21 protein-coding genes, 1 tRNA gene, 1 other RNA gene and 2 pseudogenes are annotated in these 26655 nt (G+C 71.6%); 16 read left to right on the top strand and 9 right to left on the bottom strand.

Annotation, left to right across the window (positions count from 1 at the left end; all coding sequences use genetic code 11):
- Nucleotides 1-4 precede the first annotated feature (4 nt).
- Together OHA30_RS15435 and OHA30_RS15430 are read right to left on the bottom strand one after the other, a co-directional pair.
- Nucleotides 5-550 carry an NUDIX hydrolase gene (locus OHA30_RS15435; protein WP_328914409.1) on the bottom strand — a complete coding sequence of 182 codons (546 nt, stop codon included), beginning with the start codon at nt 548-550 and terminating at the stop codon, nt 5-7.
- Between the two features lie 520 nt (nt 551-1070).
- A tRNA-Ser gene (locus tag OHA30_RS15430) sits at nt 1071-1158 on the bottom strand.
- Between the two features lie 72 nt (nt 1159-1230).
- Here OHA30_RS15430 and ffs point away from each other — a divergent pair.
- From ffs to OHA30_RS15385, 9 genes are all read left to right on the top strand, one after another.
- An RNA gene (gene ffs, locus OHA30_RS15425) (signal recognition particle sRNA small type) lies at nt 1231-1327 on the top strand.
- Between the two features lie 288 nt (nt 1328-1615).
- The gene (locus tag OHA30_RS15420; RefSeq protein ID WP_328914408.1) at nt 1616-3895 is read left to right on the top strand and encodes a DNA polymerase III subunit gamma and tau; all 2280 of its coding nucleotides are present in this window, start codon (nt 1616-1618) and stop codon (nt 3893-3895) included.
- 148 nt (nt 3896-4043) lie between these two features.
- Nucleotides 4044-4379: a YbaB/EbfC family nucleoid-associated protein gene (locus OHA30_RS15415; RefSeq protein ID WP_328914407.1), complete on the top strand. Its 336-nt coding sequence runs from the start codon at nt 4044-4046 to the stop codon at nt 4377-4379.
- Nucleotides 4380-4541: 162 nt separating this feature from the next.
- Nucleotides 4542-5141 (top strand): recombination mediator RecR, encoded by a 600-nt coding sequence (gene recR / locus OHA30_RS15410; RefSeq protein ID WP_328917874.1) that lies wholly within the window; start codon nt 4542-4544, stop codon nt 5139-5141.
- Nucleotides 5134-5931 carry a DUF5063 domain-containing protein gene (locus tag OHA30_RS15405; protein ID WP_328914406.1) on the top strand — a complete coding sequence of 266 codons (798 nt, stop codon included), beginning with the start codon at nt 5134-5136 and terminating at the stop codon, nt 5929-5931. The genes recR and OHA30_RS15405 overlap by 8 nt, the downstream gene beginning before the upstream one ends.
- Nucleotides 5932-6181: 250 nt before the next feature.
- The gene (locus OHA30_RS15400; protein ID WP_328914405.1) at nt 6182-7483 is read left to right on the top strand and encodes an aspartate kinase; all 1302 of its coding nucleotides are present in this window, start codon (nt 6182-6184) and stop codon (nt 7481-7483) included.
- A gap of 388 nt (nt 7484-7871) precedes the next feature.
- Nucleotides 7872-8546 carry a SigE family RNA polymerase sigma factor gene (locus OHA30_RS15395; RefSeq protein ID WP_405785578.1) on the top strand — a complete coding sequence of 225 codons (675 nt, stop codon included), beginning with the start codon at nt 7872-7874 and terminating at the stop codon, nt 8544-8546.
- Nucleotides 8543-9850 (top strand): hypothetical protein, encoded by a 1308-nt coding sequence (locus OHA30_RS15390; RefSeq protein WP_328914404.1) that lies wholly within the window; start codon nt 8543-8545, stop codon nt 9848-9850. Before OHA30_RS15395 ends, OHA30_RS15390 begins: the two co-directional genes overlap by 4 nt.
- Nucleotides 9851-9948: 98 nt before the next feature.
- Nucleotides 9949-10947, top strand: a complete 999-nt coding sequence (locus OHA30_RS15385) for an SURF1 family protein (RefSeq protein ID WP_328914403.1) — start codon at nt 9949-9951, stop codon at nt 10945-10947.
- Between the two features lie 79 nt (nt 10948-11026).
- On the opposite strand, the gene OHA30_RS15380 is transcribed toward OHA30_RS15385, so the two are convergent.
- The 4 genes from OHA30_RS15380 to OHA30_RS15365 form a co-directional block, all read right to left on the bottom strand.
- A complete protein-coding gene (locus tag OHA30_RS15380) occupies nt 11027-12826 on the bottom strand; it encodes a S9 family peptidase (protein WP_328917872.1) in 1800 nt (599 codons plus the stop codon).
- 240 nt (nt 12827-13066) lie between these two features.
- On the bottom strand, nt 13067-13564 hold the full coding sequence (locus tag OHA30_RS15375; RefSeq protein WP_328914402.1) for a universal stress protein: 498 nt from the start codon (nt 13562-13564) through the stop codon (nt 13067-13069).
- 183 nt (nt 13565-13747) lie between these two features.
- A complete protein-coding gene (locus OHA30_RS15370; RefSeq protein ID WP_328917871.1) occupies nt 13748-14314 on the bottom strand; it encodes a TetR/AcrR family transcriptional regulator in 567 nt (188 codons plus the stop codon).
- Between the two features lie 240 nt (nt 14315-14554).
- Nucleotides 14555-15184 (bottom strand): GNAT family N-acetyltransferase, encoded by a 630-nt coding sequence (locus OHA30_RS15365; protein ID WP_328914401.1) that lies wholly within the window; start codon nt 15182-15184, stop codon nt 14555-14557.
- A gap of 60 nt (nt 15185-15244) precedes the next feature.
- Between OHA30_RS15365 and OHA30_RS15360 the strand changes: the two genes are divergently transcribed.
- The 3 genes from OHA30_RS15360 (at nt 15245) to OHA30_RS15350 (ending at nt 17403) form a co-directional block, all read left to right on the top strand.
- Nucleotides 15245-16129, top strand: coding sequence for an NAD(P)-dependent oxidoreductase (locus OHA30_RS15360; RefSeq protein WP_405786098.1), 885 nt, complete (start codon nt 15245-15247; stop codon nt 16127-16129).
- 136 nt (nt 16130-16265) lie between these two features.
- Nucleotides 16266-16868, top strand: coding sequence for a GNAT family N-acetyltransferase (locus OHA30_RS15355; protein ID WP_328914400.1), 603 nt, complete (start codon nt 16266-16268; stop codon nt 16866-16868).
- A gap of 199 nt (nt 16869-17067) precedes the next feature.
- Entirely contained in the window at nt 17068-17403 is a 336-nt protein-coding gene (locus OHA30_RS15350; RefSeq protein WP_328914399.1) for a DUF952 domain-containing protein, read from the top strand.
- Nucleotides 17404-17457: 54 nt separating this feature from the next.
- Here the strand turns inward: OHA30_RS15350 and OHA30_RS15345 are convergent, their stop codons facing one another.
- A complete protein-coding gene (locus OHA30_RS15345; RefSeq protein WP_328914398.1) occupies nt 17458-18012 on the bottom strand; it encodes an SMI1/KNR4 family protein in 555 nt (184 codons plus the stop codon).
- A gap of 278 nt (nt 18013-18290) precedes the next feature.
- A complete protein-coding gene (locus OHA30_RS15340; RefSeq protein WP_328914397.1) occupies nt 18291-19301 on the bottom strand; it encodes an ADP-ribosylglycohydrolase family protein in 1011 nt (336 codons plus the stop codon).
- A gap of 205 nt (nt 19302-19506) precedes the next feature.
- Here OHA30_RS15340 and OHA30_RS15335 point away from each other — a divergent pair, with 205 nt between their 5' ends.
- Both OHA30_RS15335 and OHA30_RS15330 read left to right on the top strand, forming a co-directional pair.
- A complete protein-coding gene (locus OHA30_RS15335) occupies nt 19507-22614 on the top strand; it encodes a DEAD/DEAH box helicase (RefSeq protein ID WP_405785579.1) in 3108 nt (1035 codons plus the stop codon).
- Between the two features lie 213 nt (nt 22615-22827).
- A complete protein-coding gene (locus OHA30_RS15330) occupies nt 22828-23466 on the top strand; it encodes a hypothetical protein (protein ID WP_328914396.1) in 639 nt (212 codons plus the stop codon).
- Nucleotides 23467-23842: 376 nt separating this feature from the next.
- Here the strand turns inward: OHA30_RS15330 and OHA30_RS15325 are convergent.
- Nucleotides 23843-24392: pseudogene (locus tag OHA30_RS15325) on the bottom strand (YciI family protein).
- Nucleotides 24393-24552: 160 nt separating this feature from the next.
- On the opposite strand from OHA30_RS15325, the pseudogene OHA30_RS15320 reads away from it, so the two are divergent.
- A pseudogene (locus OHA30_RS15320) lies at nt 24553-24726 on the top strand (LacI family transcriptional regulator); the annotation flags it as partial.
- Between the two features lie 586 nt (nt 24727-25312).
- Nucleotides 25313-26635, top strand: a complete 1323-nt coding sequence (locus tag OHA30_RS15315; protein WP_328914395.1) for a hypothetical protein — start codon at nt 25313-25315, stop codon at nt 26633-26635.
- Nucleotides 26636-26655: the final 20 nt, after the last annotated feature.

The following is a 26655-nucleotide window of genomic DNA, read 5'->3' as shown; positions in this document are numbered from 1 at the left end:
GGGTTTACAGGCTCCGTCCGAGGGCCAGCATCATCACCAGGGCCGCACTCGCCGCACACCGCAGGCGGCCGTCCCGTACCGCGAACACCGCCTCGCTCAAAGAAATGTGACGGACCGCAAGGTCGGCCTCTGCGGGGTCCGGTGCGGCATCGGAAGACGTGGGATCGATCGTGCTCCACAGGTGGACGCGGGCGGGTGTGAGCCCGGGTAGGGCGTAGAGCGAGCCCCTGCCGCTCCACCGTCCGTCGAGGTAGCCGGTCTCCTCGGCAAGTTCTCGTTGGGCCGCTATACGACTGTTGCGGTCTGTCGGATCCACGGACCCGCCCGGCAACTGCCACATCGGTCCGGTGAGGTAGTGGTACTGCTCGATGACGAGAAGCGCCCCGTCGACGAAGGCAGCCACCCGCACCTGATCCGGCACCTGCACCCAGTCGTAGGTGCCTCGCTCTCCGTGCGGAAGCGTGACCTCGTCCCGGTAGGCGGTGAGGCGTGGGGTCGCGCACAGCGGCATCCGGCCGTGGCGGGTCCACGGTCCTCGTCGTTCGGTCATGACAGAAGTCCTGCCGGGGTTCGCCAGTTCGGGTCAGCGTGCTGCGATGGTACGGGCTGCGGTGCCCAGGCGATTGCCCGACACTGTGACGGCCCCGCACCAGACCGGACATGGTTTTGGCCAACAAGGCATACGCCTCAGTTAGATGAGAGCGATCTGGTCGGATCCAGCCTGCGCGCACCGGGGAGCTTTTGAGGCTTGTCCCGCAACTGGGGTGCCCTTCGTGCCATGGCTTCCGGCTGCTCTGCAGCTGCCACAGGGCGCGCGAGTACGGCGGCGTCAGCAGCGATCCTGTTCGTGCCGGCATCCACGGGAGGGACCCGGCCTGACGCACTGGCTCGCGCCCGCTCAGTCTCCCGGAGCGGCTTTAGCTCCTGCGCGAAATCTCGTGGCTGAACTTGCCGGAGCCCTGGCCGACGAAGTGTCGAAGCGGTCAACTGCAACCCAAATTGCAACCCCGCACGTCGATGGGGCCCACCGCGAGCGGTGGGCCCCATCGACATCGTGCCCGGTGAGGCACTGGCGGAGGATACGAGATTCGAACTCGTGAGGGGTTGCCCCCAACACGCTTTCCAAGCGTGCGCCCTAGGCCACTAGGCGAATCCTCCGCGAGGAACACTACAAGACGTTGGGGGGTGCTAGCGAACTCGTTCGGGGGGCGGGGGATCGGGTAAGGTGGGCGCAGCCCCTCACGTGGCGCTATCTCGCTGAACTCCCCCAGGGCCGGAAGGCAGCAAGGGTAGGTGGGCTCTGGCGGGTGCGTGGGGGGTCTTCGCATGCCCGGACGGGCTCGGGTCGGCGTACCGCCCAGGCCCGGAGCCCACAAGTCGAGCACGTCGCCGAGGCCCAGCCGAGGACGTCATCGAGGCCGCGGGACCAAGCTGCCGGCTTCCCGGCCGGCCCGCCGCCGACGCCCGGCAGCCTCCGGCCCAGTACGCCGCCGCGGCCAGCGCGTCCCGCATCGGGGGCCCAGCCGGCAGCCCCGCCGCCCCGCACCGGGGGAGCGCGGGCGGCCGGAGCCCGGGGCGGGACCGGATGTCGGTGGGTCCCGATATCGTCATAGACGTGTCCCTCGCTCTGTACCGCCGCTATCGCCCCGAGACCTTCGCCGAGGTCATCGGGCAGGAGCACGTCACCGACCCGTTGCAGCAGGCGCTGCGGAACAACCGGGTCAATCACGCGTACCTGTTCAGCGGGCCGCGCGGCTGCGGGAAGACGACGAGCGCGCGCATCCTCGCCCGCTGCCTGAACTGCGAGCAGGGGCCGACGCCCACCCCCTGCGGGGAGTGCCACTCGTGCCGCGACCTGGCGAGGAACGGCCCGGGGTCCATCGACGTCATCGAGATCGACGCGGCCTCGCACGGCGGTGTGGACGACGCCCGTGACCTGCGGGAGAAGGCGTTCTTCGGCCCGGCGGGCAGCCGCTACAAGATCTACATCATCGACGAGGCCCACATGGTCACCCCGCAGGGCTTCAACGCCCTGCTGAAGGTGGTCGAGGAGCCGCCCGAGCACCTGAAGTTCATCTTCGCGACCACCGAGCCCGAGAAGGTCATCGGCACCATCCGGTCGCGTACGCACCACTACCCCTTCCGCCTGGTGCCGCCGGGCACCCTGCGCGACTACCTCGCCGAGGTGTGCGAGCGCGAGGCGATCGCGGTCGAGGACGGGGTGTATCCGCTGGTCGTACGGTCGGGGGCCGGTTCCGTACGTGACTCGATGTCGGTCATGGACCAGTTGCTGGCCGGCGCGGGCGCGGACGGTGTGACATACGCCATGGCCACCGCGCTGCTCGGGTACACCGACGCGGCGCTGCTGGACGACGTGGTGGACGGTTTCGCGGCGGGGGACGGCGCGGCGGTCTTCGAGATGGTCGACCGGGTGATCGAGGGCGGCCACGACCCGCGCCGCTTCGTCGCCGACCTGCTGGAACGGCTGCGGGACCTGGTGATCATCGCGGCCGTCCCCGACGCGGTGGAGAAGGGCCTCATCGACGCGCCGCGTGACGTGGTCGAGCGGATGCGGACCCAGGCGTCCGTCTTCGGGGCCGCCGAGCTGAGCCGCGCCGCCGACCTGGTCAACACCGGGTTGACGGAGATGCGCGGGGCGACCACGCCGCGGTTGCAGCTGGAGCTGATCTGCGCGCGGGTGCTGCTGCCGGCGGCGTACGACGACGAGCGGTCGTTGCAGGCCCGGCTGGAGAAGCTGGAGCGGGGGGCGGTCCTGAACGCGGGAGCGGCCCCGTACGCGGGAGCAGGGATGTCACCGGGCGACGGCCCCGGGCTGCCCGCCGGACCCGCCGCCGCGCGCGCCGCCCTGGGCCGTACGGCGCCGGAGCCCCAGGCAGCGCCGCAGCCCGCTCCCGCCCCCGTACCCGAATACGCGCCGCCGCCCACGCCCCAAGCACCGGCGGAGGAGGCCCCGCCGCCCGCCGCCGCCCGCCCGGGAGCGTGGCCGGTGAGCCCGGCCGGCGGTACGCCGCAGGCCCAGACGCCCCCCGCGCCGCCCGCCCCGACGGAGCCCGCCCCCGCGCCGCAGCAGCAACGCCCCGGCGCTTGGCCGACCACCGGCGGCCCCGGCGGCTCCGGTGCCCCGTCCACGCCCGCCGCCCCGCAGCAGCCGCAGCCGACCCCGGCGGCCGCCCCGCCGCCCCCCGTACGCCCCCAGCCCGGCGGCGGCCCGGCCCTTGTCGGCGACCCCTCCCGCGTACGCCAGATGTGGCCGCAGATCCTGGAGGCGGTCAAGAACCGCCGTCGGCTGACCTGGATGCTGCTGTTCAACAACGCGCAGGTGGCCGGCTTCGACGGCGAGACCCTGCAGATCGGGTTCGACAACCCCGGTGCCCGTAACAGCTTCACCAACAGCGGTAGCGAGGACGTACTCAAGCAGGCGATCAACGACGCGCTCGGCGTGCAGTGGCGGATCGAGGCCATTGTCGACCCGTCCGGCGGGGGCGGCGGAGGGGGAGGTGGTGGCGGTACGGGCGGTGGTGGCGGCGCGCCCAGGCCGTCGGCCCCGTTCTCGCCCGCCCCGGCCCCGCAGCAGCCGTCCGCGGCGCAGGGTCCGTACCAGCAGGGCGGCCCCCAGCAGGCCGCGCCTCCGTACGGCGTCGGCGCGCAGTCCCAGCCCGAGCGTCCCGGCTCCGCTCAGGCCCCGGCGGCCGCCTCCCGGCGGGACCTGCCGAACACCCCGCCGCCCCCGCCGCCGATGGACGACTTCCCGCCCATAGAGGACGACATCCCCGAGGACGACGACCCCGGCCTGGTGGACTTCGCGGTCAGCGTCCACGACCTGTTGATCAAGGAGTTGGGCGCCACGATGGTCGAGGAGATCAGCAACGACTGACGGGCTCGGCGGGGTCGTACGGACCCGCCGTACTCCGGGTGGAGCGCACGCCGCGCCGATCCTTCGTACGGCGTAGGGCGCTGCGCCGTACGAGCACGTAGGCTCGCTCTGTCACGCAAAAAACGCACGGCACAGGCAGGAGCGATCCGTGATCCCCGGTGGTCAGCCGAACATGCAGGCGCTGCTCCAGCAGGCCCAGAAGATGCAGCAGGACCTCGCCGCGGCGCAGCAGGAGCTGGCCGAGACCGAGGTGGAGGGCACGGCGGGCGGTGGCCTGGTGAAGGCCACGGTGACGGGCGCCGGTGAGCTCCGCGCGCTGGTCATCGACCCCGCGGCGGTCGACCCGGAGGACACCGAGACCCTGGCCGACCTGGTGGTCGCCGCCGTCCACAACGCGAACGACGCCGCGCAGGAGCTCCAGCAGGCCAAGCTCGGCCCGCTCGCCCAGGGACTCGGCGGCGGCATCCCCGGCCTGTCGTTCTGACAGCGTCCATACGCCCGACGGACTAGGAACGTACAACGGACCGGGAAACGTACGAAGGTATGACGGTGCCGCGGCCGGTACGACGGGCACGACGGGTGTGACAGGTACGACAAATACGACGAGTGTGACCGGCACGACAACGGTACGAAGGAAGGCGTGGGCGTGTACGAAGGCGTGGTTCAGGACCTGATCGACGAACTGGGCAGGCTGCCCGGCGTGGGTCCCAAGAGCGCGCAGCGGATCGCCTTCCACATCCTGCAGGCCGACCCCGCGGACGTTCGCCGTCTCGCGCACGTTCTCTCCGAGGTCAAGGCCAAGGTGCGGTTCTGCGTGGTGTGCGGGAATGTCGCGCAGGACGACCAGTGCCGGGTGTGCCGTGATCCGCGCCGCGACCCCACGGTGATCTGTGTGGTCGAGGAGCCCAAGGACGTGGTGGCGGTCGAGCGCACCCGCGAGTTCCGCGGGAAGTACCACGTGCTGGGCGGCGCGATCAGCCCGATCGAGGGTGTCGGCCCGGACGACCTGCGGATACGTGAACTGCTCGCCCGTCTCGCCGACGGCACCGTCACCGAGCTGATTCTGGCGACGGACCCGAACCTGGAAGGTGAGGCGACAGCCACGTATCTGGCCAGGATGGTGAAACCCATGGGTTTGCGGGTGACACGGCTGGCCAGTGGACTTCCTGTGGGTGGCGACTTGGAGTACGCGGACGAGGTCACGCTGGGGCGGGCCTTCGAAGGGAGGCGGTTGCTGGATGTCTGACGCCGTGGTGGACAAGAAGCAGGGCGGCGGGCGCGGAGGCGGCCGGGCCGCGGGTCCGGGCACCGGCTCCGGCTCGGGTACGGGCGCGGGTTCCGGCGCGCGCTCCGGCCGGGGCGCTCTCGCCTCCGTGCCGGCGGACGCGGCTCGGGCCGCCGTACCGCAGGAGCCGGACGAGTTCGCCGTCCAGATCGGGGACCAGATCGAGAGCTTCATTCTCTCGGTCCGCGAGGTGGCCAAGGGCGACGACCCGGACAGCGCGGTGCCGTATCTGCTGCTCGAGGTCTCGCAGCTGCTGCTGGCCGGCGGGCGGCTCGGCGCGCACGAGGACATCGTGCCGGACGAGCGCTACGAGCCGGACGTCGGCCCGGAGCCGGACGAGGACGACCTGCGGCAGCGGCTCGCGGAGCTGCTGGAGCCGATCGACGTGTACTCGGAGGTCTTCGACCCGTACGTGCCGCGGTCCACGCCGGTGGCCTGCCGGATCTCGGACGACATGGCCGATGTGGTGGCCGACCTCACCCACGGGCTCGCGCACTTCCGGGCCGGGCGGGTGTCCGAGGCGCTGTGGTGGTGGCAGTTCTCGTACCTGTCGAACTGGGGGCCGACGGCGAGCGCGAGTCTGCGCGCGCTGCAGTCGCTCGTCGCGCACGTACGCCTGGACAGCCCGCTGGACGAGCTGGACGGCCTGGACACCGGCAACGAGGCCGACGACGAGGAGCAGCTCGCGAAGGAGGCCGGCCAGGTGATGGCGGCGGAGCTGGGGACGATAGGGCGTCGGCGGGGGCGCTGAGGAGTCGCGGGGCGCCTACGGGCACGGTGAGAGGCCGCGGGGCGCCGTACGGGGGCGTGAGGTGCGGCGGGGCTCGTGCGGTGGGCCCGCCGCCGGGCGCAGGTGCTCCCGGTTCCGGGCGGGCGGCCCGCTCAGGGCCCCGCATGATCACCTTCTGAACCCCGCGTCTCACCATACGATACGACCAGGGCGTATCCGGACTGCTCGTTAAACTGGGCCGACCGCATCAACCCCTGAGCGAGGAGCGCACGTGGGCCTTGTCGTGCAGAAGTACGGCGGCTCCTCCGTCGCCGATGCCGAAGGCATCAAGCGCGTCGCCCGGCGAATCGTCGACACCAAGAAGGCCGGCCACCAGGTCGTCGTCGTGGTGTCCGCGATGGGCGACACGACGGATGAGCTGATCGATCTCGCGGAGCAGGTGTCGCCGATCCCGTCCGGTCGCGAGTTCGACATGCTGCTGACCGCGGGAGAGCGGATCTCCATGGCGCTGCTGGCGATGGCGATCAAAAACCTCGGCCACGAGGCGCAGTCGTTCACGGGCAGCCAGGCCGGCGTGATCACGGACTCGGTGCACAACAAGGCGCGCATCATCGATGTGACGCCCGGCCGGATCCGTACGGCGCTCGACGAGGGCAACATCGCGATCGTCGCCGGGTTCCAGGGTGTGTCGCAGGACAAGAAGGACATCACCACGCTGGGGCGGGGCGGCTCGGACACCACCGCGGTGGCGCTGGCCGCGGCGCTCGAAGCCGAGGTGTGCGAGATCTACACGGACGTCGACGGGGTCTTCACCGCCGACCCGCGGGTGGTCAAGAAGGCCCGCAAGATGGACTGGATCGCCTTCGAGGACATGCTGGAGCTGGCCAGTTCCGGTTCGAAGGTGCTGCTCCACCGCTGTGTGGAGTACGCCCGCCGTTACAACATCCCGATCCACGTGCGCTCGTCGTTCTCCGGACTGCCGGGCACCTGGGTCAGCAGCGAACCCCCGCGGGGACTCGAATCAGCCCAATCAGCACAAGGGGACAGGCCGATGGAGCAGGCGATCATCTCCGGAGTCTCGCACGACACGTCCGAGGCCAAGATCACGGTCGTCGGGGTGCCGGACAAGCCGGGCGAGGCGGCGACGATCTTCCGGGCCATCGCGGACGCCGAGATCAACATCGACATGGTGGTGCAGAACGTGTCGGCCGCCGCCACCGCGCTCACCGACATCTCCTTCACGCTGCCGAAGGCCGAGGGGCACAAGGCGATGGAGGCGCTGACCAAGGCGCAGCCGGTGATCGGCTTCGACTCGCTGCGGTACGACGACCAGATCGGCAAGATCTCGCTGGTCGGGGCCGGGATGAAGACGAACCCGGGCGTCACCGCGACCTTCTTCGAGGCGCTGTCGAACGCGGGCGTGAACATCGAGCTGATCTCGACATCCGAGATCCGGATCTCCGTGGTCACCCGGATCGACGACGTGAAGCCGGCCGTCCAGGCGGTGCACTCGGCCTTCGGGCTGGACAGCGACAGCGACGAGGCGGTCGTGTACGGCGGCACCGGGCGCTGAGCCCGGTGTGCCGGGGGGCCGCGGGGCGGATGTCCGGATGCTGAGCCCCCCGGACAGGGGTTCGGACCGGGGGCCGGGCTGGGGTCCGGCGGGGCTTTCGTGGGCCCGCCCAGGTGAACCGGGTCGGACAAGAGGTCTGGACCGCTTGATTCCGACTACTGGAACGTTGGACAATTTCGCTCCCCCGCGGCTGCAACCGACCGTCGCGCGGGAGCGTCTTTGTGTCAGCGCACTGCCCTATGGTGCTGCACACCGAACGTGACTCGGGGGAGCGTCGGTGCGAATGGGGCGTTGAGGAAGAGTTGGTACGCATGGCGATATGTGACGCTCCGCTGGGCGAAGCGTCTTGCGCGTACAACCCTGACGGGGGGACGGGTGTCCAACAGGCGTGGCGGAGGCATTGGGCATCGAGACGACATTCGGACGCCGGGGCGGCACGGTCCTGCCCCCGCGGGTCCCACGACCTCGTACGACCGGCGGCGCCCAGGGTGGTATCCCGGTGATCGCTCCCTGGCCGGTCAGGGTGGCCACCGTTTCCGACAGCGAGGGCACTGATCCCGTGCGGGCAGTCGGCACGACGGTCGACCACCTCACCGAGACCTATCGCGCCCACTACCGCTCACTGCTGGGGCTGGCCGCGCTGCTGCTGGACGACACGGCCTCGTGCGAGGACGTGGTCCAGGAGGCGTTCATACGGGTGCACTCGGCGCGCAGCCGGGTGCGTGACCCCGACAAGACCCTCGCCTATCTGCGGCAGACGGTGGTCAACCTCTCGCGGTCGGCTTTGCGCCGCCGCATCCTGGGCCTCAAACTCCTCTCCAAGCCCATGCCCGACATGGCGAGCGCGGAGGAGGGGGCCTACGAGATCCTGGAACGCGATCAGCTCAAGGCCGCCATGCGCGGCCTCCAGCGCAGACAGCGCGAGGTACTCGTCCTGCGGTACTTCGCCGACATGACCGAGGCGCAGGTCGCCGAGACCCTGGGGATATCCCTCGGCTCGGTGAAGGCATACGGTTCGCGAGGCCTCGCGGCGCTGCGCGTCGCGATGGAGGCGACGACATGACCACCCCCAACACCCCCGACGACGCACACGGTATGGACAAGCAGAACCCAGTCGACTCCCGCTCCGACGCCGCCCCGCTCGACGGCCCGGCTCCCGGTGACGCGACATCCGGTGACGCGATGCCCGGTGACCACACCCCGGGCGACGGCGCCGGTGCGCCCGGCAGCGCCGAAGCGCGCGGCTCGCGGGCGGACGGCCAGGACCCCGGCGACCCCGTCATCCCTGCCGGCCCCGTCGACGCTGACGACTTCGCCGACCTCGACGACGCCTACGCCGCAGGGCTGTACGGCGAGAGCGCCGAAGAGGCGGCGCTGCGCTCGCTCATGCGGGACGCCGTCCAGGGCATCCAGGCGTCCCCCACCGCGCTCGACCACCTCCGGCACGCCATTCCGCTGCGCCGGCAACGCCGCAAGCAGGCGCTGCTCGGCACCGCCGCGGCCCTGCTGCTCGCGGGCATGGCCATCCCCGCGGTGATCCGCGCCGCGGGCAGCCCGGGCCAGACGACCGCCGCGCCGGTCAACGTGGCCAGCTCCCACGCCACCCGGCCCGGCGAGGACGGCCACACCGGCCCCTGGGGCGACTCCGGCGCCCCCTCCGGCAGTACGTCCACCCCCGAGGCCGGGGCCGTGCCAACCGTCACCGGGGACATCAGCGGTCCGACGGGTACGCCCACCACGCTGCCCGACACACCGCCGCCGGTCCCCGACTGCTCCAGCGCCCAGCTCGGCCAGGGAGCGAGCCGGGCCGCCGCTCCGGACTCCGGCGGCCGGATCTACGGCTGGTTCCGCGTCGCCAACGTCTCCGACACCCCCTGTACGGTGCCCAGCGGCGGGGTGGTGCAGGCCGTGGCGCTCGGTGCGGCCGACCAGTCCCGGATCCAGGTCGTCGGCCACGTCGCGGGCGACCCCGCAGCCGGGCTTCCGCCTTCCGCCACGGAGAGTCCCGTGCTCCTGAGCCCCGGCCAGGAGTACGAGGTCGACTGGGCGTGGGTTCCCGCCCAGGCCGGGCCCGGCGGCTGCCCAGTTCCCACCAGCCCGCCCGCCTCGGCGACGCCGACGACCACCGCGACGGCGACCGGCGGCACGGACCAGGACGGCACCGACCCCGGATCCGTCACCGGAGCCGACACCCCGCAGTCGGGCGGCGCCACCTCCCCTCCACCGCAGCCGCCGAGCGTCGCCCTCAACCACACGCCGGCCGCGGGCGCGCCCGAGGTCGTCGGTCCGGTCATCGAGGACGCGTGCGCCGGGACCGTCTACACCGCGGCTCCGATGGCGGCGTCCAACAGCACACCGCGGCCGTAGCCGGCGCCGGGCGCCCGTCCGTGCCCGTCAGGTCGCGCGGGTCCGCCCGCACGGGTCCCGGTTGCGGAGTCCGAGAGCCGTCCCCGTACCGTTGAGGCGTGTACCGGTTCCTGCTCACCCCTCGCTGGCTGGCGGTCAGCGTGCTCGCGCTGCTCGCCGTGCCGTTCTGCGTGTTCATGGGGAGCTGGCAGCTGAGCAGATTCGAGGTACGCGTCGACCAGCACAAGGCCGCCAAGCACGACGAGCGCGAGAACGCCGTGGCCACGCCGGTGCCGCTGAGCCGCGTGCTGCCCGACACCCGGGCCCAGGTCGGCGCGGACGACTCCGGCCGACTGGTCAGCGCCACCGGCCGCTACGACGCCGGGCGTCAACTCCTGATCCCCGACCGCACACTCGACGGCCGTGACGGCTTCTACGTCCTCACCCCCTTGCGGGTCGGCGGCGGCGCCGCGCTTCCCGTGGTCCGTGGCTGGCTGCCCGGCGACGCCTCCGCCGCCGCGCACTCCGGTTCCGTGCCCGCCGTGCCGACCGGGCAGGTCACCGTCACCGGGGCCCTGCAGTACCCCGAGACCACGGACACCAGCGGTGTGAACGCCCGCGGCGCGCTGCCCTCCGGTCAGCTCGGCATGATCAGTGCCGCTTCTCTCGTCAATGTCCTCCCTTACTCCGTCTACAGCGGCTGGATCACCGCCGCCCATCCTCTGGCGCCACTCAAGGCGGTGCCTCCGGCGGCGGCGCCCAACAGCGGCCTGGACGTCAAGGCGTTCCAGAACCTCGGCTACACCGGGCAGTGGTTCGTCTTCGCTGGCTTCGTCGTCTTCATGTGGTTCCGCCTCGCCCGGCGGGAAGCCGAGGCGCGGGCCGACGCCGCGCTCGGTCTCCTACCGGAGGACGGCCCCGCCGGGGGCGCCGCGGCCGACGCGGACGCCGGAGCCAGCATCGGCGCCGATCAGGACGGGGGCCCCGAGGGCGGGGTCGGTCCTGAGCCGGAGTCGGGCGATGACTCCGGCACCGAGGCCGACCCGGGGGCCGATCCCGCTACCGACCCCGGGGCCGATCCCGGCCGGGAGGTCGGCCCGCCCGCTCGCGTGAGCTAGCCGATCGCGCCGCGCTGCCCGTGGCGCTTCCGGCCGCCCGCGCCATGCCGCCCGTGCCGCCGGCCTCCCCTCGTGGCGGCTAGTCCGCGATCGCCGCTCCCACGTGACGCAGCGCGAACGCCAGCTCCAGCCGGACCTGCTTGATCCGTTCCTCCACGACGAGCGAGCCGTGGCCCGCGTCGTACCGGTACACCTCGTGCGGCTTGTCCAGGGCGCGGAGCCGCTCGACGTAGTTGTCGATCTGGCGTATCGGGCAGCGCGGGTCGTTCATACCCGCGCTGATGTAGACGGGGGCCTTGACCTGCTCGACGTAGGTGATCGGTGAGGACGCCTCGTAGCGGTCCGGGACCTCCTGCGGTGAGCCGCCGAAGAAGGTGCGGTCCAGGGACTTGAGCGCCTCCATCTCGTCGGCGTAGGAGGCGACATAGTCCGCGACAGGGACCGCGGCTATGCCCACCGTCCACGCGTCCGGCTGGGTGCCGAGGCCGAGCAGGGTCAGATAGCCGCCCCACGAACCCCCGGTGAGCACCAGCTTGGCCGGATCGGCCAGACCGGACGAGACGGCCCACTCCCGCACCGCCGCGATGTCCTCCAGCTCGATCAGACCCACCCGGTGCTTGAGGGCGTCCGTCCATTCGCGGCCGTAACCGGTCGAGCCCCGGTAGTTGACCCGGACGACCGCGAAGCCGTGGTCGAGCCAGGCGGCGGGCCCGGCGGCGAATGCGTCCGAGTCGTGCCAGGTCGGGCCGCCGTGGATCTCGAAGACGGTGGGGAAGGGACCGCTCCCGTCCGCCTCGTGACCCGCCGGCCGCTGTACCAGGGCGTGTATCCGCCCTCCCGGGCCGTCCACCCACACGTCCTCCACCGGCACCGAGTCCGGGGCCCGCAGCCCGGGGGCCTCCAGCACGACGACGCCGGTCGTGGACCGTACGACAGGGGGACGTTCGGCCGACGACCACAGGTACTCCACGCTGCCGTCCGGCCGCGCGGTCGCCCCGCCCACCGATCCCGGCGGGGTGTCCAGCGGGGTCAGCGTGCCGTCCGCCAGGTCGTAGCGGAACATCTCGCCGCGGGCGTGGAAGTCGTGCACCACGAGCAGCGCGGAGCCGTCCGGATACCACTCGGCGTGCACGTCCCCCGGCAGGTCCACCGCCAGCGCGGTCTCCTCGCCGGTCGCCACGTCCCAGATCATCGGCAGCCAGCGGTCCGTGCGCTGGTGGCCGACGAGCAGGCGCGTGTCGCCCACGACGGGTGCGAAGCCGAGGCAGTCCAGGCCCAGTTCGCGTTCGCCGCCCTCGGTGTCGTCCAACTCGGCGACCGTCGAGCCGTCCTCGACCCGGACGACCCGCAGCGCGCTGTGCATCGCGTCGCCGTGCTCGGTGTGCTCGATGACGACCAGCGTGCCGTCCTCCGAGATGTCACTGACCCCCGCGGACTCCGCGTGCCGGTAGATCTCGTACGGAGTGCCGCCGTCGGGCGGCACGACGTGCACGGACGTGCCCTCGTCGTCCGTCGAGCGGCCGATCACCGCGAGCCCGCCGACGCCCAGTACCAGTCCGGCCGGGTAGGAGGGGGCGAGGCCGGGCGCCGCCGGTATGTCCTGACCGCCCGCGAACGGCTGCCTCATCCAGACCCCGAACTCGTCCCCGTCGGTGTCCGAGAACCACCACACCCATGTGCCGTCCCGGCTCAGGGTGCCGTCCGTCGTCCCGTTCGGCCGGTCGGTGACCTGTCGCCGCCCGCCCGTCGTCCGGTCCCACGCGTACAGCTCGTACGTGCCCGTCACGTTCGACACGAACAGGCTGTGGTCCGGCGCGTCCTCCGCCCACTCCGGCAGCCCGACGCGAGGCGCGCGGAACCTCTTCTCCCACTCCGGCATGGCGCCGGTCTCCCGCATGGACCCGTCGGCGGGTCCGGTGATCTCGTTCATGCCCCCATGATGCTCCGCCGCACGCACATTCGGTGAGGTGTGCTGTGCAGCCTGTGGATAACTTCTCGAAGTCGCAGGTCACACCAGCCCCGATGCCCGCCCGGTCCCGGTTCGGCCTCGATCCCGGATCGGCCCGCCGGCCCCGGCCCCGGGCTCAGCGGCCCCGGCCCAGGGCTCAACCGCCCGCTTTCAGCCCTCGACCTGGTCCGACTGCTCCGCCGTTCCGCGCACGACCACGACCGGGCACGTCGCGTGCACGGTGACCGTATGACTGACCGACCCGAGCAGCGTCGCGCGGAACGTGCCGCGGCCGCGTACGCCCACCACGATCAGCTCCGCTCCCTCGCCGCGGTCGAGGATCGCCTGGGCCGCGTTGCCCATGACGACCACTTCGGTGACGGCCTTGGCCTGCTCCGGCGGCAGCGTGGCCTGGACCGCGTCGGACAGCGCCTGGGCCGCGGGCGCGCCCAGGTCGACGTCCTGGGGAAGGCCGGGCATTCCGCCCCAGCCGTATGCGCTCGGGAGTTCCCAGGCGATGACCGTTTCGAGCGCGGCGCCGGTGAGTTGGGCCTGGCGGGCGGCCCAGCGCAAGGCGTGCAGCGACGGCTCGGAACCGTCGACGCCGACCACGATCCTCCCGTGCTCCATCGCCGATTCGCTCGTCGGTGCGGAGGTGGGGTCGGTCATGGCGCTCTCCCTGCGGTTCGAGGTGCGTACGGCGTTCCGTACGCGAAGGTCCGCGCGCGGAACCTTCCACGGGTCCGCTCGACGGTCCTTCGTGGTTCGGCTGCCCTCGGGTTCGCGGCGCAAACCCGCAGATGAACGACCCCAGATGCCTCCCCAGGGCCTGCCCGCTCGGCAGCCCGCCTTCTAGCCGTGAGGAACGACCGCGCCCCCGTCCAGCAGCGGGCCCAGCTCCGCCGCCACCGTTGTCAGGGCGCGTACGTCCTGCTCGGACCGGGAGATGAGGATGGCCCCCTCCAGCGTGCTGATCATGAGCGTGGCGAGCGCCGGGGCCTTGGCCTCCGGCACGCCCATGCCGGTCAGAGCCTGGGCGACCGGCTCGTTCCAGGTGGCGAACGCGGCGGCCGCCGCCGCCCTGGTCGAGCCGGCGGATTCCGCGCAGTCCACAGTCGCGGCGGCGACCGGGCACCCCGCGCCGTATCCCAGCGTCCGGAACTCGTCGCTCCACTGGCGCACCATGGCGGCGAACAACCCGCTCGGCGTCGGCTCGGGCATCTCGGCGACGAACCGGGCGACGCGCTTGGCGGCGTAGCGGCCGGCCCAGCCGACGGCCTCGTTGACCAACTGTTCCTTGCCACCGGGGAAGTAGTGCTGGAGCGATCCGCGCGGCGCCTTGGCGTGTGCGGCGACATTCCGCATACCGGTCGCGGTCACCCCGTCGCGCCGGATGAGCTGGGCCGCGCTGAAGACCATGCGCTCGCGGGGGCCGTAGGTACGGGGCTCGGGACCGGGATCGGGCTCGGACCCGGGCTCGGGTGATCTTTCGCCGCCGGCCCGGTGCTCGCGCGTCCCGCTGCTGCGCGTCCCGCCGGCGAGCGCCGCAACCTCGTCCGACGTGCCGACGAGCGCCGCGTCATCCGCCCCGCTCTCGCGTGGTTCCCGCTCGGAAGCGGTCATCACCCACCTCCTCCTAGCCCATGCGATCGGCTTTTCCTACGGGCTCGGACGCGTGGTTCCGCGGCTCGCGTCGCCGCCCTGTGCCAGCCTATAGATCCCGGTCAGGCCGTCCCGGGTACCGGAGGAACTCTCCAGTTCCAGACGGCGGGACAGCGTGGCCAGCAGCCCGGACCTGCCCGGCAGTACGCATGCCGACACCCGTACGATCCCGCGTTCACGGGCCCGGGTGAGCAGCGTGTCGACCATGGCGGCGCCCGCCCCTTGCCGCTGCCAGGTGTCGGTGACGAGCACCCCGAGCTCGGCGACGCCCGGATTCTCGTCGGACTCCGCCACGAGCCCCGCCAGTCCGACGAGGTGCGACCGGTCGTCGCGGTACGCGACCACGGCGTCGTGCACATCCGGCCGGCCCGCCAGCACGCTGTCCAGGTACTCACGGGGGAACGCGCGGAGCCGTCCGAAGAAGCGCAGCCGGACGGTCTCCTGGGAGCAGCCCGAGAACAGGGAACCCAGGGCCGCGCGGTCGGACGGCAGGGCAGTGCTGATACGCCAGGGGCCGATTGCTTCGGCCGTGGCCTGAGCGGCCTCCGGCACCGGCCCGGTCACAGGCCCCGGTCCTGGCGCCAGCCTGCCCACCAGTTCCGACGTACTCACTATGACGGTGGTCATAGCTCCATTATTATGACGACTGTCATAGACGGCAAGGTCAACGATGGTGGTGGCGTGCGCATGCTGGATGTCGGGTTTCTGGGTCTCGGCGTCATGGGACAGCCCATGGCACTCAATCTGGCCCGCGCCGGGACGCCCCTCGTCGTCTGGAACCGGACCCCGGGCCGGTGTGAGCCGGTCCGCGCGGTCGGCGCGAAGGTGGCGAAGAGTCCCGCCGAGGTCTTTGACCAGGCCCGCGTCGTCGTCCTCATGCTGGCCGACGGCGAGGCCGTCGACTCCGTGCTCGGCCGCGGCACCCCGGACTTCGACGCCTTTGTCGCGAACCACACGCTCGTCTCCATGGGAACGACCTCGCCCGCCTACTCGCGCGGTCTCGAAGCCGATGTCCGCGCGGCGGGCGGCGCTTACGTCGAGGCCCCTGTCTCCGGTTCGCGCCGGCCCGCGCAGGACGGGCAGTTGGTGGCCATGCTCGCCGGGGAGGAATCGGCGGTGGAGGACATACGGCCGCTGCTGCGCCCGATGTGCCGGGAGACGTTCGTCTGCGGAACGGCCCCGAACGCGCTGCTGATGAAGCTCGCGGTGAACCTCTTCCTGATCACGATGGTCACCGGCCTCACCGAGGCGTTCCACTTCGCCGATCGGCAGAAGTTGGACCTGCGGCAGTTCCTGGCCGTGCTCGACGCCGGACCGATGGCCAGCGCGGTGTCCCGGATGAAGGCCCCCAAGCTGCTGGCGGGCGACCTCTCCGTCCAGGCATCGGTCGTGGACGTACTGAAGAACAACCGGCTGATCGCCGAAGCCGCCAGGGAATCCGGCCTCGCGTCCCCTCTGCTGGACATCTGCCACACGCTCTTCGCCGAGACGGTGGCGCGGGGCCACGGCCGGTCCGACATGGTGGCGGTGCTCCGCGCGATCGAGGCCCGTACGGACGGCGGTGGCCGCTGAGTTCGCGGCGCGGGTTGTCCACAGCCGGAGTTATCCACAGGCTGTGGCCTCCGCCCGAGCGGCCCGGACCGCGTACGCAATAAGCTGCAAGCGCCGTACGGGCAGGATCACTTGAATCGGAAGGGCGGGCAGGGCGATGGGCGTGGCAATTCGCAGGGCCGGGCAGGACGACCGGGAGGCCGTGACCGGGCTGCTTGACGAGGCGTTCTTTCCGGACCAGGTCAGCAGTTGGGTCTTCCCCGACGAGGCGGACCGGCGGCGCGCCCACGCGGGCCTGATGGGGGCGTTCGTCGACGCGGCCCTCGCCGAGGGACACGTCGACATGGCGGAGGACGGTACGGCGGTGGCGCTGTGGCTGAGCGTGCCCGCGGGGCACGCCCCGGACCCCGACGGTCCCGCGCAGTTCCGGGAGGCGATCGACCCGGGGAACGAGCGCGTCGAGCAGATCACCCGGATTCTGGACGAGGCCCACCCCAAAGACCGGGCGCACGAGTACTTGATGATGATAGGTGTGTCCGCGGAGCGGCGAAGCCAGGGTGTCGGCACGGAGTTGATGAACCCCGTCCTCGCGCGCTGCGACCGGGAAGGGCTCTCGGCCTACCTGGAGGCGAGCAGCGAGCGCAGCCGGGCGCTGTACGAGCGCCTCGGCTTCACCTACCTCGGCCGTACGATCGACCTCCCGGACGGCCCCCACATGTGGCCCATGTGGCGTGACCCGCAGCCGGGTTCGGCGCTCTGACCTCTCGGCGGACGAACTGTCAGGGCCCGGGTACGGGGCCGCGTACGTCGCGGGGCCGGCGGGGCCGGAGGTCGGGGTCGGCGTACCGCTCCGGGGGAGTCGGCCGACGTACGGCCGGTGCCGTCACCCGCTACGGCACCGGTCGGTGTACGCCACGGCCGTGACCCCGCCACGGCACCGCCAGCCGTACCGTGGGGCCATGGCCGAACTCCTGCACCTCACCGAACGCGCCCTGTGGGATGCGGCTCGCGCGAGCGGACAGTACGAGATGTCCACGCGCGGCCGCACCCTCCAGGACGTGGGCTTCATCCACTGCTCGCTGCGCCACCAACTGCCGGGCGTGGCGGAGTTCCTCTACGGCACGTACACGGGCCCGGACGACCTGGTGGTCCTCGTCATCGACGAGAACCGCCTCTCCGCTCCGGTCTGTTACGAGCCGTCCGCCCCGGGCGCCGAGGACTTCCCCCACATCTACGGCCCTCTCCCGATCGAGGCCGTGATCGCCGTGGAGCCCTGGCCGAAGGCGAACGCGTAGGGCGGCTCAGCCGTTCGCGGCCCGGACCTCCACCGGACGCGACCCGGTATGGGCTCAGTTCCGCGCCGCGAGCCGTTCGGCGGCTTCCGGCCAGGGGACGGGACCGGTGGAGCCCTCGGCCGAGGCGGCTTCCTGGTCCCACCAACCGGTGCCGTCCAGCCAGGAGTCGAGCCATTCGGCGAGCGACGGCGCGTCCCGGAACCAGGCGTGGGTCCAGTCGTCCTCGACGGCGTTGGGTTCGAAGAGGAGGACGGGGGCGTGCGGCTGGAGGCAGTCCACGGCCGCGTACATTCCGCAGCCCCAGTCCAGGATCGGCAGCACACCTCGCGGCCAGTGCGGTGCCGGTTCCGCCGGGGGCGCGGGGCACTCGCTTGCGTAGTCGGACACCGCGGTCCGCCCCTCCCCGACGAGGGGGAACACTTCGTAGTCGGGGCCGAAGCCGCCGTTGGCGACTTCGCGGTAGAGCCGCACCAGCAGCGGCGGCAGGGTGAAGCCGAGCGCCCGCTCCGCTTCGGCGACGGCCGGGGCGTCCGCACAAGCGGGCAGCGCCTCGGATTCCTCCGCGGCCCGGGCGCGGATCCGGCGTATCAGCTCATCGTGATCGTTCACGCTCCCGATCCTCGCAGCCAGGTGCGACACAGCCCCCGCCCGCCGGGCCTCAGCTCGTTCGCAGCCCGCGGTCCGGGTCGGCCGGGTCCGGCAGCGGTCGGCCCGCCAGGGGGAGAACCGCGCCAACCGGCACTGGCACGCCGAGGTCCGCGAGGCGGCGCTGGAGCTGTCGACGGCGGGGGAGTAACGGGGGCCATCATGGCCGATGGACGCCGCCTGCTCGGGGCAGCACCCTAAGGCGACGAGATCCGGGCCGCCGACACCGAGGCGGTACGAGGTCAGGCGTCCCAGGCCGCGCCCAGGGCCAGCAGTCGGTCGCGGTACTCGATGTCGCGTACCCACTCCCGCGGCCACGCTTCGGCGCCATGGTGGGCACCGGCGAACGCCCCGGCCAGAGCGGCGATGGAGTCGGAGTCGCCGGAGGAGTACGCGGCCCGCCGGACCACCGCGGGCGGGTCGTCGGGAAGCAGCAGGAAGCAGTACAGACCGGTGGCGAACGCCTCCTCGGCGATCCAGCCCGCCCCGGTGGCCGCGCACGGGTCGGCCTCCGGGTCGGGGGAGCGGAGCGCGGCCTCCAGACGTTCCAGCGCGGCCAGGCACTCGTCCCAGCCGCGAGTGGCGAAGGACGCGCGGTCCGGATCCTGCGCGTGCTCGGCCAGATCCCCCAGCCAGTCGGCGCGGTAGCGGCCACGGCTCGTGTGAGCGTACTCGCGGAGCGCGGGCAGCAGTTCGACGGGCCGGGTACCCAGTGCCAGCAGCCGGACGGTGTGCGCGGTCAGGTCGCTGGCGGCCAGCGCGGTGGGATGGCCGTGGGTGAGGGCCGACTGCAACTGGGCCGCACCGGAACGCTGCTGCTCGTCCAGCCCCGGGATCAGCCCCAGCGGCGCGACCCGCATGTTCGCCCCGCACCCTTTGGAGCCGACCTCGCTCGCGTCCTGCCAGGCACCGCCGAGGCTCAGCGCCTCGCAGGCCCGTAGACAGGTCGTCCCCGGCGCGCGGTTGTTCTCCGGCGAGAAGCACCACTGGACGAAGCGCTCGCGAACCGGTGGCTCCATCCGGGCCGCCGTCAGCGGTCCTTCGGCCAGCGCTTCGAGCAGCCCTTCGCCCAGGGCAAGGGTCATCTGCGTGTCGTCGGTGACATAGGCCCGCCCCGAGGAGAGCGGTAGCGGCATGGCGCGCCAGGGGCCGCATTTCGCGGCGATCGCCGCCATGGTGTTGAACTCCGTCGGAAAGCCCATGGCGTCTCCGATCGCCAAGCCCACCAATGCCCCCGTCGCCGCCTGCTTCACGCCGGCCCCTCCCTGACTGCCCCGGTCCCACAGATGTATCGCAACCGGGCGGGCCGGGACGAATTCTTTGTGCGGTACGCCGGCCGTACCCGCGGGAAGCCGGGTGAGTGCGGCCGCGGGGGTGTGTCAGTGGCGGCGGTTAGCCTGGATGTGCCGGGGTCGGGAGCGGGCGGCTCCCGGGACGTCGGACGGACAGGCTCCAGGAGTGGGTGCGGTGGCAAGGCGCTATGCGGCGGGAGCGGGCGCCTCCGCCGGTCCGATCGGCGCCGACGACGTATCGCCGCTGGCCGACGCAGACGAGCCGGCCCGCGTCGACGGGCTGCCGGAGCCGGCGGTCGTGGACCGGCGGCGGCTGCTCGCGGCGCTGCCGGAACTCGCCGCAGGTGAGGCCGCCTTCCTCCCCGCCGACCCGCCTCGGCGGGGCCGCGTGGCGTTCTGGACGCCGGGCGGCGAGCCGCCCGACCTGGGGGTGGAGCCGGGGGAGCTTGCCGTGGTCCGTACGGAGGGGACATCCGTGCGGCAGGAGACGGTGCCGGCCGTGAGCGTGGCGGTGGAGCAGGCCGTACCGCTGCTGACCCGTTGCCGGGCGCTGGGGGCGAGCGGACGGGCGTCGGCGGGCATGGCGTTCTGGGGTGCGGCGGCCACGACGGGGCTGAGTCTGCTGGCCCGGGGGCGGCTGCTGCCGGAGACGTCCCCGGCAGGCTTCGACGCGTGGCGGGTCGGGCCGCTGGACGCCGCGGACCGGGAGCGGCTGGACGCCCTCGCTGCCGCCATGCCTCCCGAGGCCCGGGCCGTATCCCTGCCGGGCCGGTCGCCGCTCGCGCTTCCGGCAGCCGAGCCGCTGCTGCTGGCATTCCTGGACGCCATGGCCGACGCGCTCACCCGTACGCCTGCTGCCCGGCACCTGGCGGCGGGACCGCAGTTCGCGGCCGCCGCGCCACAGCGTGCGCCACACCGCGCGCCGCGGCCCGTACCGCGGCCCGCGCCCGAGCAGCACGTCCGGGCGGCCGAGGTCGCCGTCGGCCGTGACGCCGGCCTTCAGGTGTCGCTGCGGGTGGAGCCGCCGCGCGTTTCCGGGCCGGGCGTTTCCGAGCCGCGCGTTTCCGGACCGGACGTGTTCGGGCCGGGCGGGGAGCCTTGGGGCGACGGGGAGGCCGACGCCGGTTGCTTCCGCGCCGTCGTCCAACTGCGCAGCCCGGCCGACCCGACGGTGCTCGCCGATGCCGCGGACCTGTGGGCGGGTACGGCCTCCGCGCCCCAACTCTTCGGCCCCCAGGCTCGGGCCGACACGTTGCTGACGTTGCGCCGGGCCGCGCGGGTGTGGCCGCCCGCCGCCCGGCTGCTGGATGCCGCCGCCCCCACTTGCCTTGAACTCTCCGACGAGGAAGCGCGGGAACTGCTGGGCGAGGCCGCCGAACGGCTCGCGGCAGCGGGCGTACCTGTGCACTGGCCCAAGGACCTGGTACGCGGATTGACCGCCACGGGCGTTCTGGAACCGGCCCGCAAAGGCACGACGTCCTCGGCCGCGTCCTTCCTGTCCTCCGGCGGGCTGCTGGACTTCCGGTGGCGGGTCGCGCTCGGGGACGAGGAACTGTCCGAGAACGAGTTGGAACGGCTGGTCGACACCCATCGGCCGGTGGTACGGCTGCGCGGCCAATGGGTCGTCGTGGACCGGGAGTTGGTGCGACGTCTACGGAAGGCCGTACGCACGGGGGCTCGGTCGCTGACGGCGATCGACGCGTTGGGCGCCGCGTTGACCGGCAGCGTCGAGGTGGACGGCGAACAGGTCGAGGTCACCGCGAGCGGCGTGCTGGAGGATCTGCGTGCCCGGATCGCCGACCCCGAGGCCCGCACCGCGCGGGAGCCCCAAGGTCCGCCGAAGGCCCTGGCGGCGACCCTGCGCGGCTACCAACTGCGGGGCCTGAACTGGCTGCACCGGATGACCTCGCTCGGTCTGGGCGCGTGCCTGGCGGACGACATGGGCCTGGGCAAGACCGTCACCCTTATCGCACTCCATCTCCGCCGCCAGGAGCGCAAGGCCACGGCCGGTCCGACCCTCGTGGTCTGCCCGGCCTCCCTGTTGGGCAATTGGGAGCGCGAGATCCGGCGTTTCGCGCCGACCGCCCCCGTACGCCGCTTCCACGGTCCAGGCCGCGACCTGGCCGGCCTCGACGACGGAGCCGCGGGCGGCTTCGTCCTGACGACGTACGGGACGATGCGCCGCGACGCCGAACGCCTCGCGGAACAGCCCTGGTCGCTGCTCGTCGCTGACGAGGCCCAGCACGTCAAGAACCCGTACGCCCACACCGCCCGTGCCCTGCGCGCGATTCCCTCTCGTGGCCGGGTCGCGCTGACCGGCACCCCGGTGGAGAACAACCTGTCCGAACTGTGGGCGCTGCTCGACTGGACCGCCCCGGGACTGCTGGGCACCCTTTCCTCCTTCCGCGACCGCTACGCCAGGGCCGTCGAGGGAGACCGCGACGAGCACGCCGCACGTCAACTGGCCGCGCTCGTACGCCCGTTCCTGCTCCGCCGCCGCAAGTCCGATCCCGGTGTGGCGCCCGAACTGCCGCCCAAGACCGAGACCGACCAGCCGGTGTCTCTGACGAAGGAGCAGATCTCGCTGTACGAGTCCCTGGTACGGGAGTTGATGGCCGAGATCGAGGGTGCGGACGGAATGGCCCGGCGCGGGCTGGTGATGAAGCTTCTCACCGGCCTGAAGCAGGTGTGCAACCACCCGGCGCAGTACCTGAAGGAGCCGGATACCGCGCAACTTGTGGGCCGGTCGGGAAAGTTGGAACTGCTGGACGAACTCGTGGACACCGTGCTCGCGGAAGACGGGTCGGTGCTGGTCTTCACGCAGTACGTGGCCATGGGCCGGTTGATCGAACGCCATCTCGCCGACCGCGGCGTGGATCCCTTGTTCCTCCACGGGGGTACGGCGGTCAGGCGGCGTGAGGAGATGGTCGACGCGTTCCAGTCCGGCGCCAAGAGGGTTTTCCTGCTGTCCCTCAAAGCCGCCGGGACCGGCCTCAACCTGACCCGCGCTGGCCATGTCGTCCACTACGACCGCTGGTGGAACCCGGCGGTGGAGGACCAGGCCACCGACCGCGCCTACCGCATCGGCCAGACCCGGCCGGTGCAGGTCCACAAGCTGATCGCCGAGGGCACGGTCGAGGAACGGGTCGCCGACATGCTGCGGCAGAAGCGTGAACTGGCCGACGCCGTACTGGGATCGGGCGAGGTGTCGCTCAGCGAACTGAGCGACGGCGAACTGGCCGAACTGGTGGCCCTGCGCGGCCGGCGGCGATGACCGGTCTCCGGTCGTCCGCCATCGCGGCGCGGCCGGCGGGTCCGCGACCTCGCGGGCAGACCGGCCGCGCCCGCCCTCGCGCCCGCGCCCGCGCTCGCGCCCGCGCCCTGCGCCGCGACGGATACTGTCGTCGGTCTCGCGGGCGTCTGCCGCGGCATCGAACCGGTCGGTGGCTGAGGGACGTTGCACACGGTGTTTCCGAACGGGGCCTGGATGAGCGCTACGGGCGTGTGGATCGTTGGCACCGTGCCGGACGAAGCGGTGGCGGGCATTCGGCGTGAGTTTCCCCGACTCCCGTTTGTGGGCTGCCTTTCGCCGCGCTTTCCCGAGGATCTGACCTGGTGGCGTGAGAAGAGCAGTGGTGAGCAGTTCTTCGACCTGTCAGATCCCCGCCGACCCGTACCGACTGCCTCCGCCCTTCGCTTTTCGGCGTTCGTCGAGAACAGCCGGATCACGGTCGACGCGGTGGAGAGGATGAAGGACGCGGTCATGGACCTGTTTTCGCAGGAGGGCGGGGAGGGGCTGTTCTGCGCCACCGCTCGGAAGGCCAGCCCCGCTGTGGCTCTGGCCTATGCGCTGGGGCCGACCGAGACACTGCAACTCCCCGGTTGGTTCGGCGACTTCCTGCTCAGCTCCGAGCAGGTGCTCACCGCCCTGCCGAAGGCGGAGAACGCACTCGACCTCACCCGAGACCAGCGGGCCGCAGTCGTTTCCCGCGCACGTGAGTGGATGACGTTCATGGGGGACGACCCTGACCACGACGCCGAGCAACTGATCGACGGTCCACTGAAGGTGCTACGCAGCGCCGCCCGCACGGGCAACGCCGTCGCGGGACAAACCCGCTGGTACTGAAACCGGGCCGACATCCGGCGACCCGTACAGCGAGGCTTCTGGAACGCACGGCACGTCGGCCCGGTCGCGGGTGTCGGCGCCTGGGTGGGGATCGTGAATTCGGTGACGGTGGCGGTGGCGGTGGCGCTGTCCGGTTCGTTCGCCCGCGGCACCGTGCCGTCCGGGTCGAGCGTCGAGCGGCCGACGCCCGCGCGGGTAGCGTCGGCGGAGTTTCCGCCGCGCCGCCGACACGGGAGCCGCAACCTGTGACCGCGACGGCCAGCGTTGCCGTTCCCGCCGTGAGCGAGGCGTTACGAGACCTGGGGCCGCTCAGACCCCGGACGCCGAGCGATCCGAAGGGCTTCTGCGGGACGACGGCCCGGACGTCCTCGGTTCATCACGGGCGTCCGCCGAACTGCCAGTTGTGCACGTCGATGTCGGCGTACCGGTCCGGGGTGAGGACGGCGCGTGCCGTGTCCGGATCCGGCGCCCTGACCAGCGCCGCCGTGCCCAGCCAGGTCGCGCCGTTGTCGGACAGTAGCGGCCCGTAGGCAATCAGTTGGTCCCGGTCGGGCGGCACGGCGAGGTCGGGCGCCGGTCCCCGTGCCGAGGCCGATCACCAGGTAGCGGTTGCCACCGGTCCGGCCGCCGGGGAAGTTCCACATGGTGCGCCCCAACGTGTTGCGCCACCGGCGCAGCAGCACGTCCCGGTACACGCCGGCCTGGTAGTTGGGCTCGTCGAAGGCGAACGCGCGGGCGGCGGCGATATCGGGCAGGTCGAGAATGTGCACGCTGCCGGTGGGTGTGTCGCCGTCGCCAGCGAGGGTCGGGCCCCGCGCGATCATCCCATCCGCGTACCGGTCCATATACGACCAATGCTCTTCCGCGAGCTCGTCGCGCAGCGCTACGGAGCCGGGCCGGTCGCGGTGGTAACAGAGGAACTCCATGCCCGTAGCGTCTCTTGAGGAGCTGACCGGGCCGAGCGGGTTTCATCCGCGGCACCAGACCCGCGCGCCGGCAGCGAGTGCTGGGTGCGGGACGCACTGGACGGGTCAGTTCCTCCAGGGCCGAGGCTGCTGATCATTCGCTACGCCCACGGGCCGCATCGCCACGTACGAGTGTCGGCTGGTCCCGCTGCTTGCCGAGCCCTGGCCAGGTATCCCGGCCCGGGGGAGGGACACTGCACAGCGCGCACAAGCCTGCTGGGTGCCCGTCACCCGGGGGCTGACACCCCACGGGCTGCGGCGCACCCACAAGCCGATCATGGAAGAGGCCGGGACGCCGCACTCGGAAGACGCCGACCGAGATCACCCCCAGCTGACACCCAGCGCACGCCAGAAACGCGATCAGGGCCGGCCGCCCGCAAGGGAGACCTGGCCCTGACCTGCTGTTTTGGAGCCGGGGTGGCGGAATTTGAACCCACGGCCCCTTCGTCCCGAATGCGGTCGGACCAAGATCGCTAGCTAGGCGTTCGGCGTTGCTGCTGGTCAGAGGGTTGGGCTGAGTGGCCCGGAGCTGTGCCGCAGGGGCTTGGGGAGCGGGTCGGCTCCCAGATGGCTCCCAGGGAATCCGACTGACCTGCTCGGTTGGGCCGACCGCGCAGGGATGCCTGACGATTCGCGTCGCAGCGGGGGAGCCTCGCACGTCAGAGCTTCACGATGACGACGCGCCTCTCCGTAAAGCCGCCGCATGCGTCAGCAATCTGCAGGGTCGGAGGTTCAACCCGTGGCTGGGACGGGACCCACCGCCGCGCCAGCCGGTGGAGCATGGGCGTGGTCCCCCAGAGCGCGCGGCGACGTCGAGAACGACCTTTCCTGGAACCGGTGTTGATCGCCGTCGGGGTGTCCAATGGTCATATGATCCGATCGTGGGAATCGCTGACGTCACCCGTGACACCGTGCTGCAGACACTGGCGGAGTACGACGACCTCGGCAGGGAGGTGTTCCTCGCCAAGTACGGTTTTAAGCCCGCTCGAAGCTACTTCATCCTGCACAACGGTCGTCGGTACGACTCGAAAGCCATCGTCGGTGCGGCCCACCGTCATGCGAATGGTGAGGCTTTGCGATCGGCAGACTTCTCCGGAGGCGCTTCCACCGTCGTCCCGGTGCTGACCCGACTCGGTTTTCGTGTCGAGGGGCTCACAAAAGGTGAAGAACCCACTAACTCGGGCTCTTTGGCCCGTCTCCTGATCTCCCCATCGTTCGGCAGCCCCGAGTCGCGCCAGCACTGGAAAGACACGCTGGACCAGCCGGTTCAGTTCACCGAGTTTAAGTACGCGGATAGGTTGACTGACGACCAGCGGGACCGCCTAAAAGAGCTCCACCCGGACGGGAAGGCCCGATTCTGGGGTGCCACGGCAGCCCACGACGGCAAGATGACGGAAGTCTCTACGGGCGATGTCGTGCTTTTCACGGGGAAGAGCCGTGTGCTTGCCATCGGCGAGATCGGGGCGATCTTCCAGAACAGCTCCTTCGCCGACGCGATGTGGCCCCCGAAGCCGGGGGGCCGGAGCTGGCACACGGTCTACAGCCTACGTCAGTTCGTCCTGACGGAGATTCCTTACACCACGTTGAGCGCTCTCCTTGGCTACAAGTCCAACTTCATGTACCCCGGGCAGTTGGTGCTGTCCGGTGAGCAGGCTCGGGCAGGGATCGACGGTCTGCTCATCACCACCACGACTGCTCTGGAAGAAGCCGGTGCTGCGGTACCGCCCGCTTGGCTCCGCGAGTTGCCGGTGGAGCAACAGCACACTCGCTCTGGGACGATTGAGCGACCTGCTCAACAATTGCTCTTCAACCGTGACGAGGCGGCATTGGTCATCGAGTTCTGCGGCACGCTTACCGATACGACGGTGACTCGTTTCTCCAGTGTGGGGGGCATCTGTGACATCTATCTGAATGGTCCTGGGGGACGTGAGCTCATCGAGGCGAAGTCCCATGTCGGGCGTAGCTATGTGCGCGAGGCGCTGGCCCAACTGCTTGACTACGCACGGTACGTTCGCGGTGGGATCGGCCGTCTTTCAGCGCTCTTCCCCGAACCTCTCGAGCCCAAGGAGCGCGATCTGCTCCACCACTACGGGATCGACATCATCCATCGGGTTGCCCCGGGCGTCTTCGAACGACTCCCCGCTCCCGATGAGGCCCGTGAGCGGATGCGGGACTTGTGGGAGCGGCGCGAGATGACGCAGTGACGGTGGCCTTTAGACGGAGC

The sequence above is a fragment of the Streptomyces sp. NBC_00223 genome, from assembly GCF_036199905.1.
Classification (GTDB): domain Bacteria; phylum Actinomycetota; class Actinomycetes; order Streptomycetales; family Streptomycetaceae; genus Actinacidiphila.
Note: the sequence above shows the minus strand (reverse complement) of the source record. Positions and strands in the feature narration are given on the sequence as shown.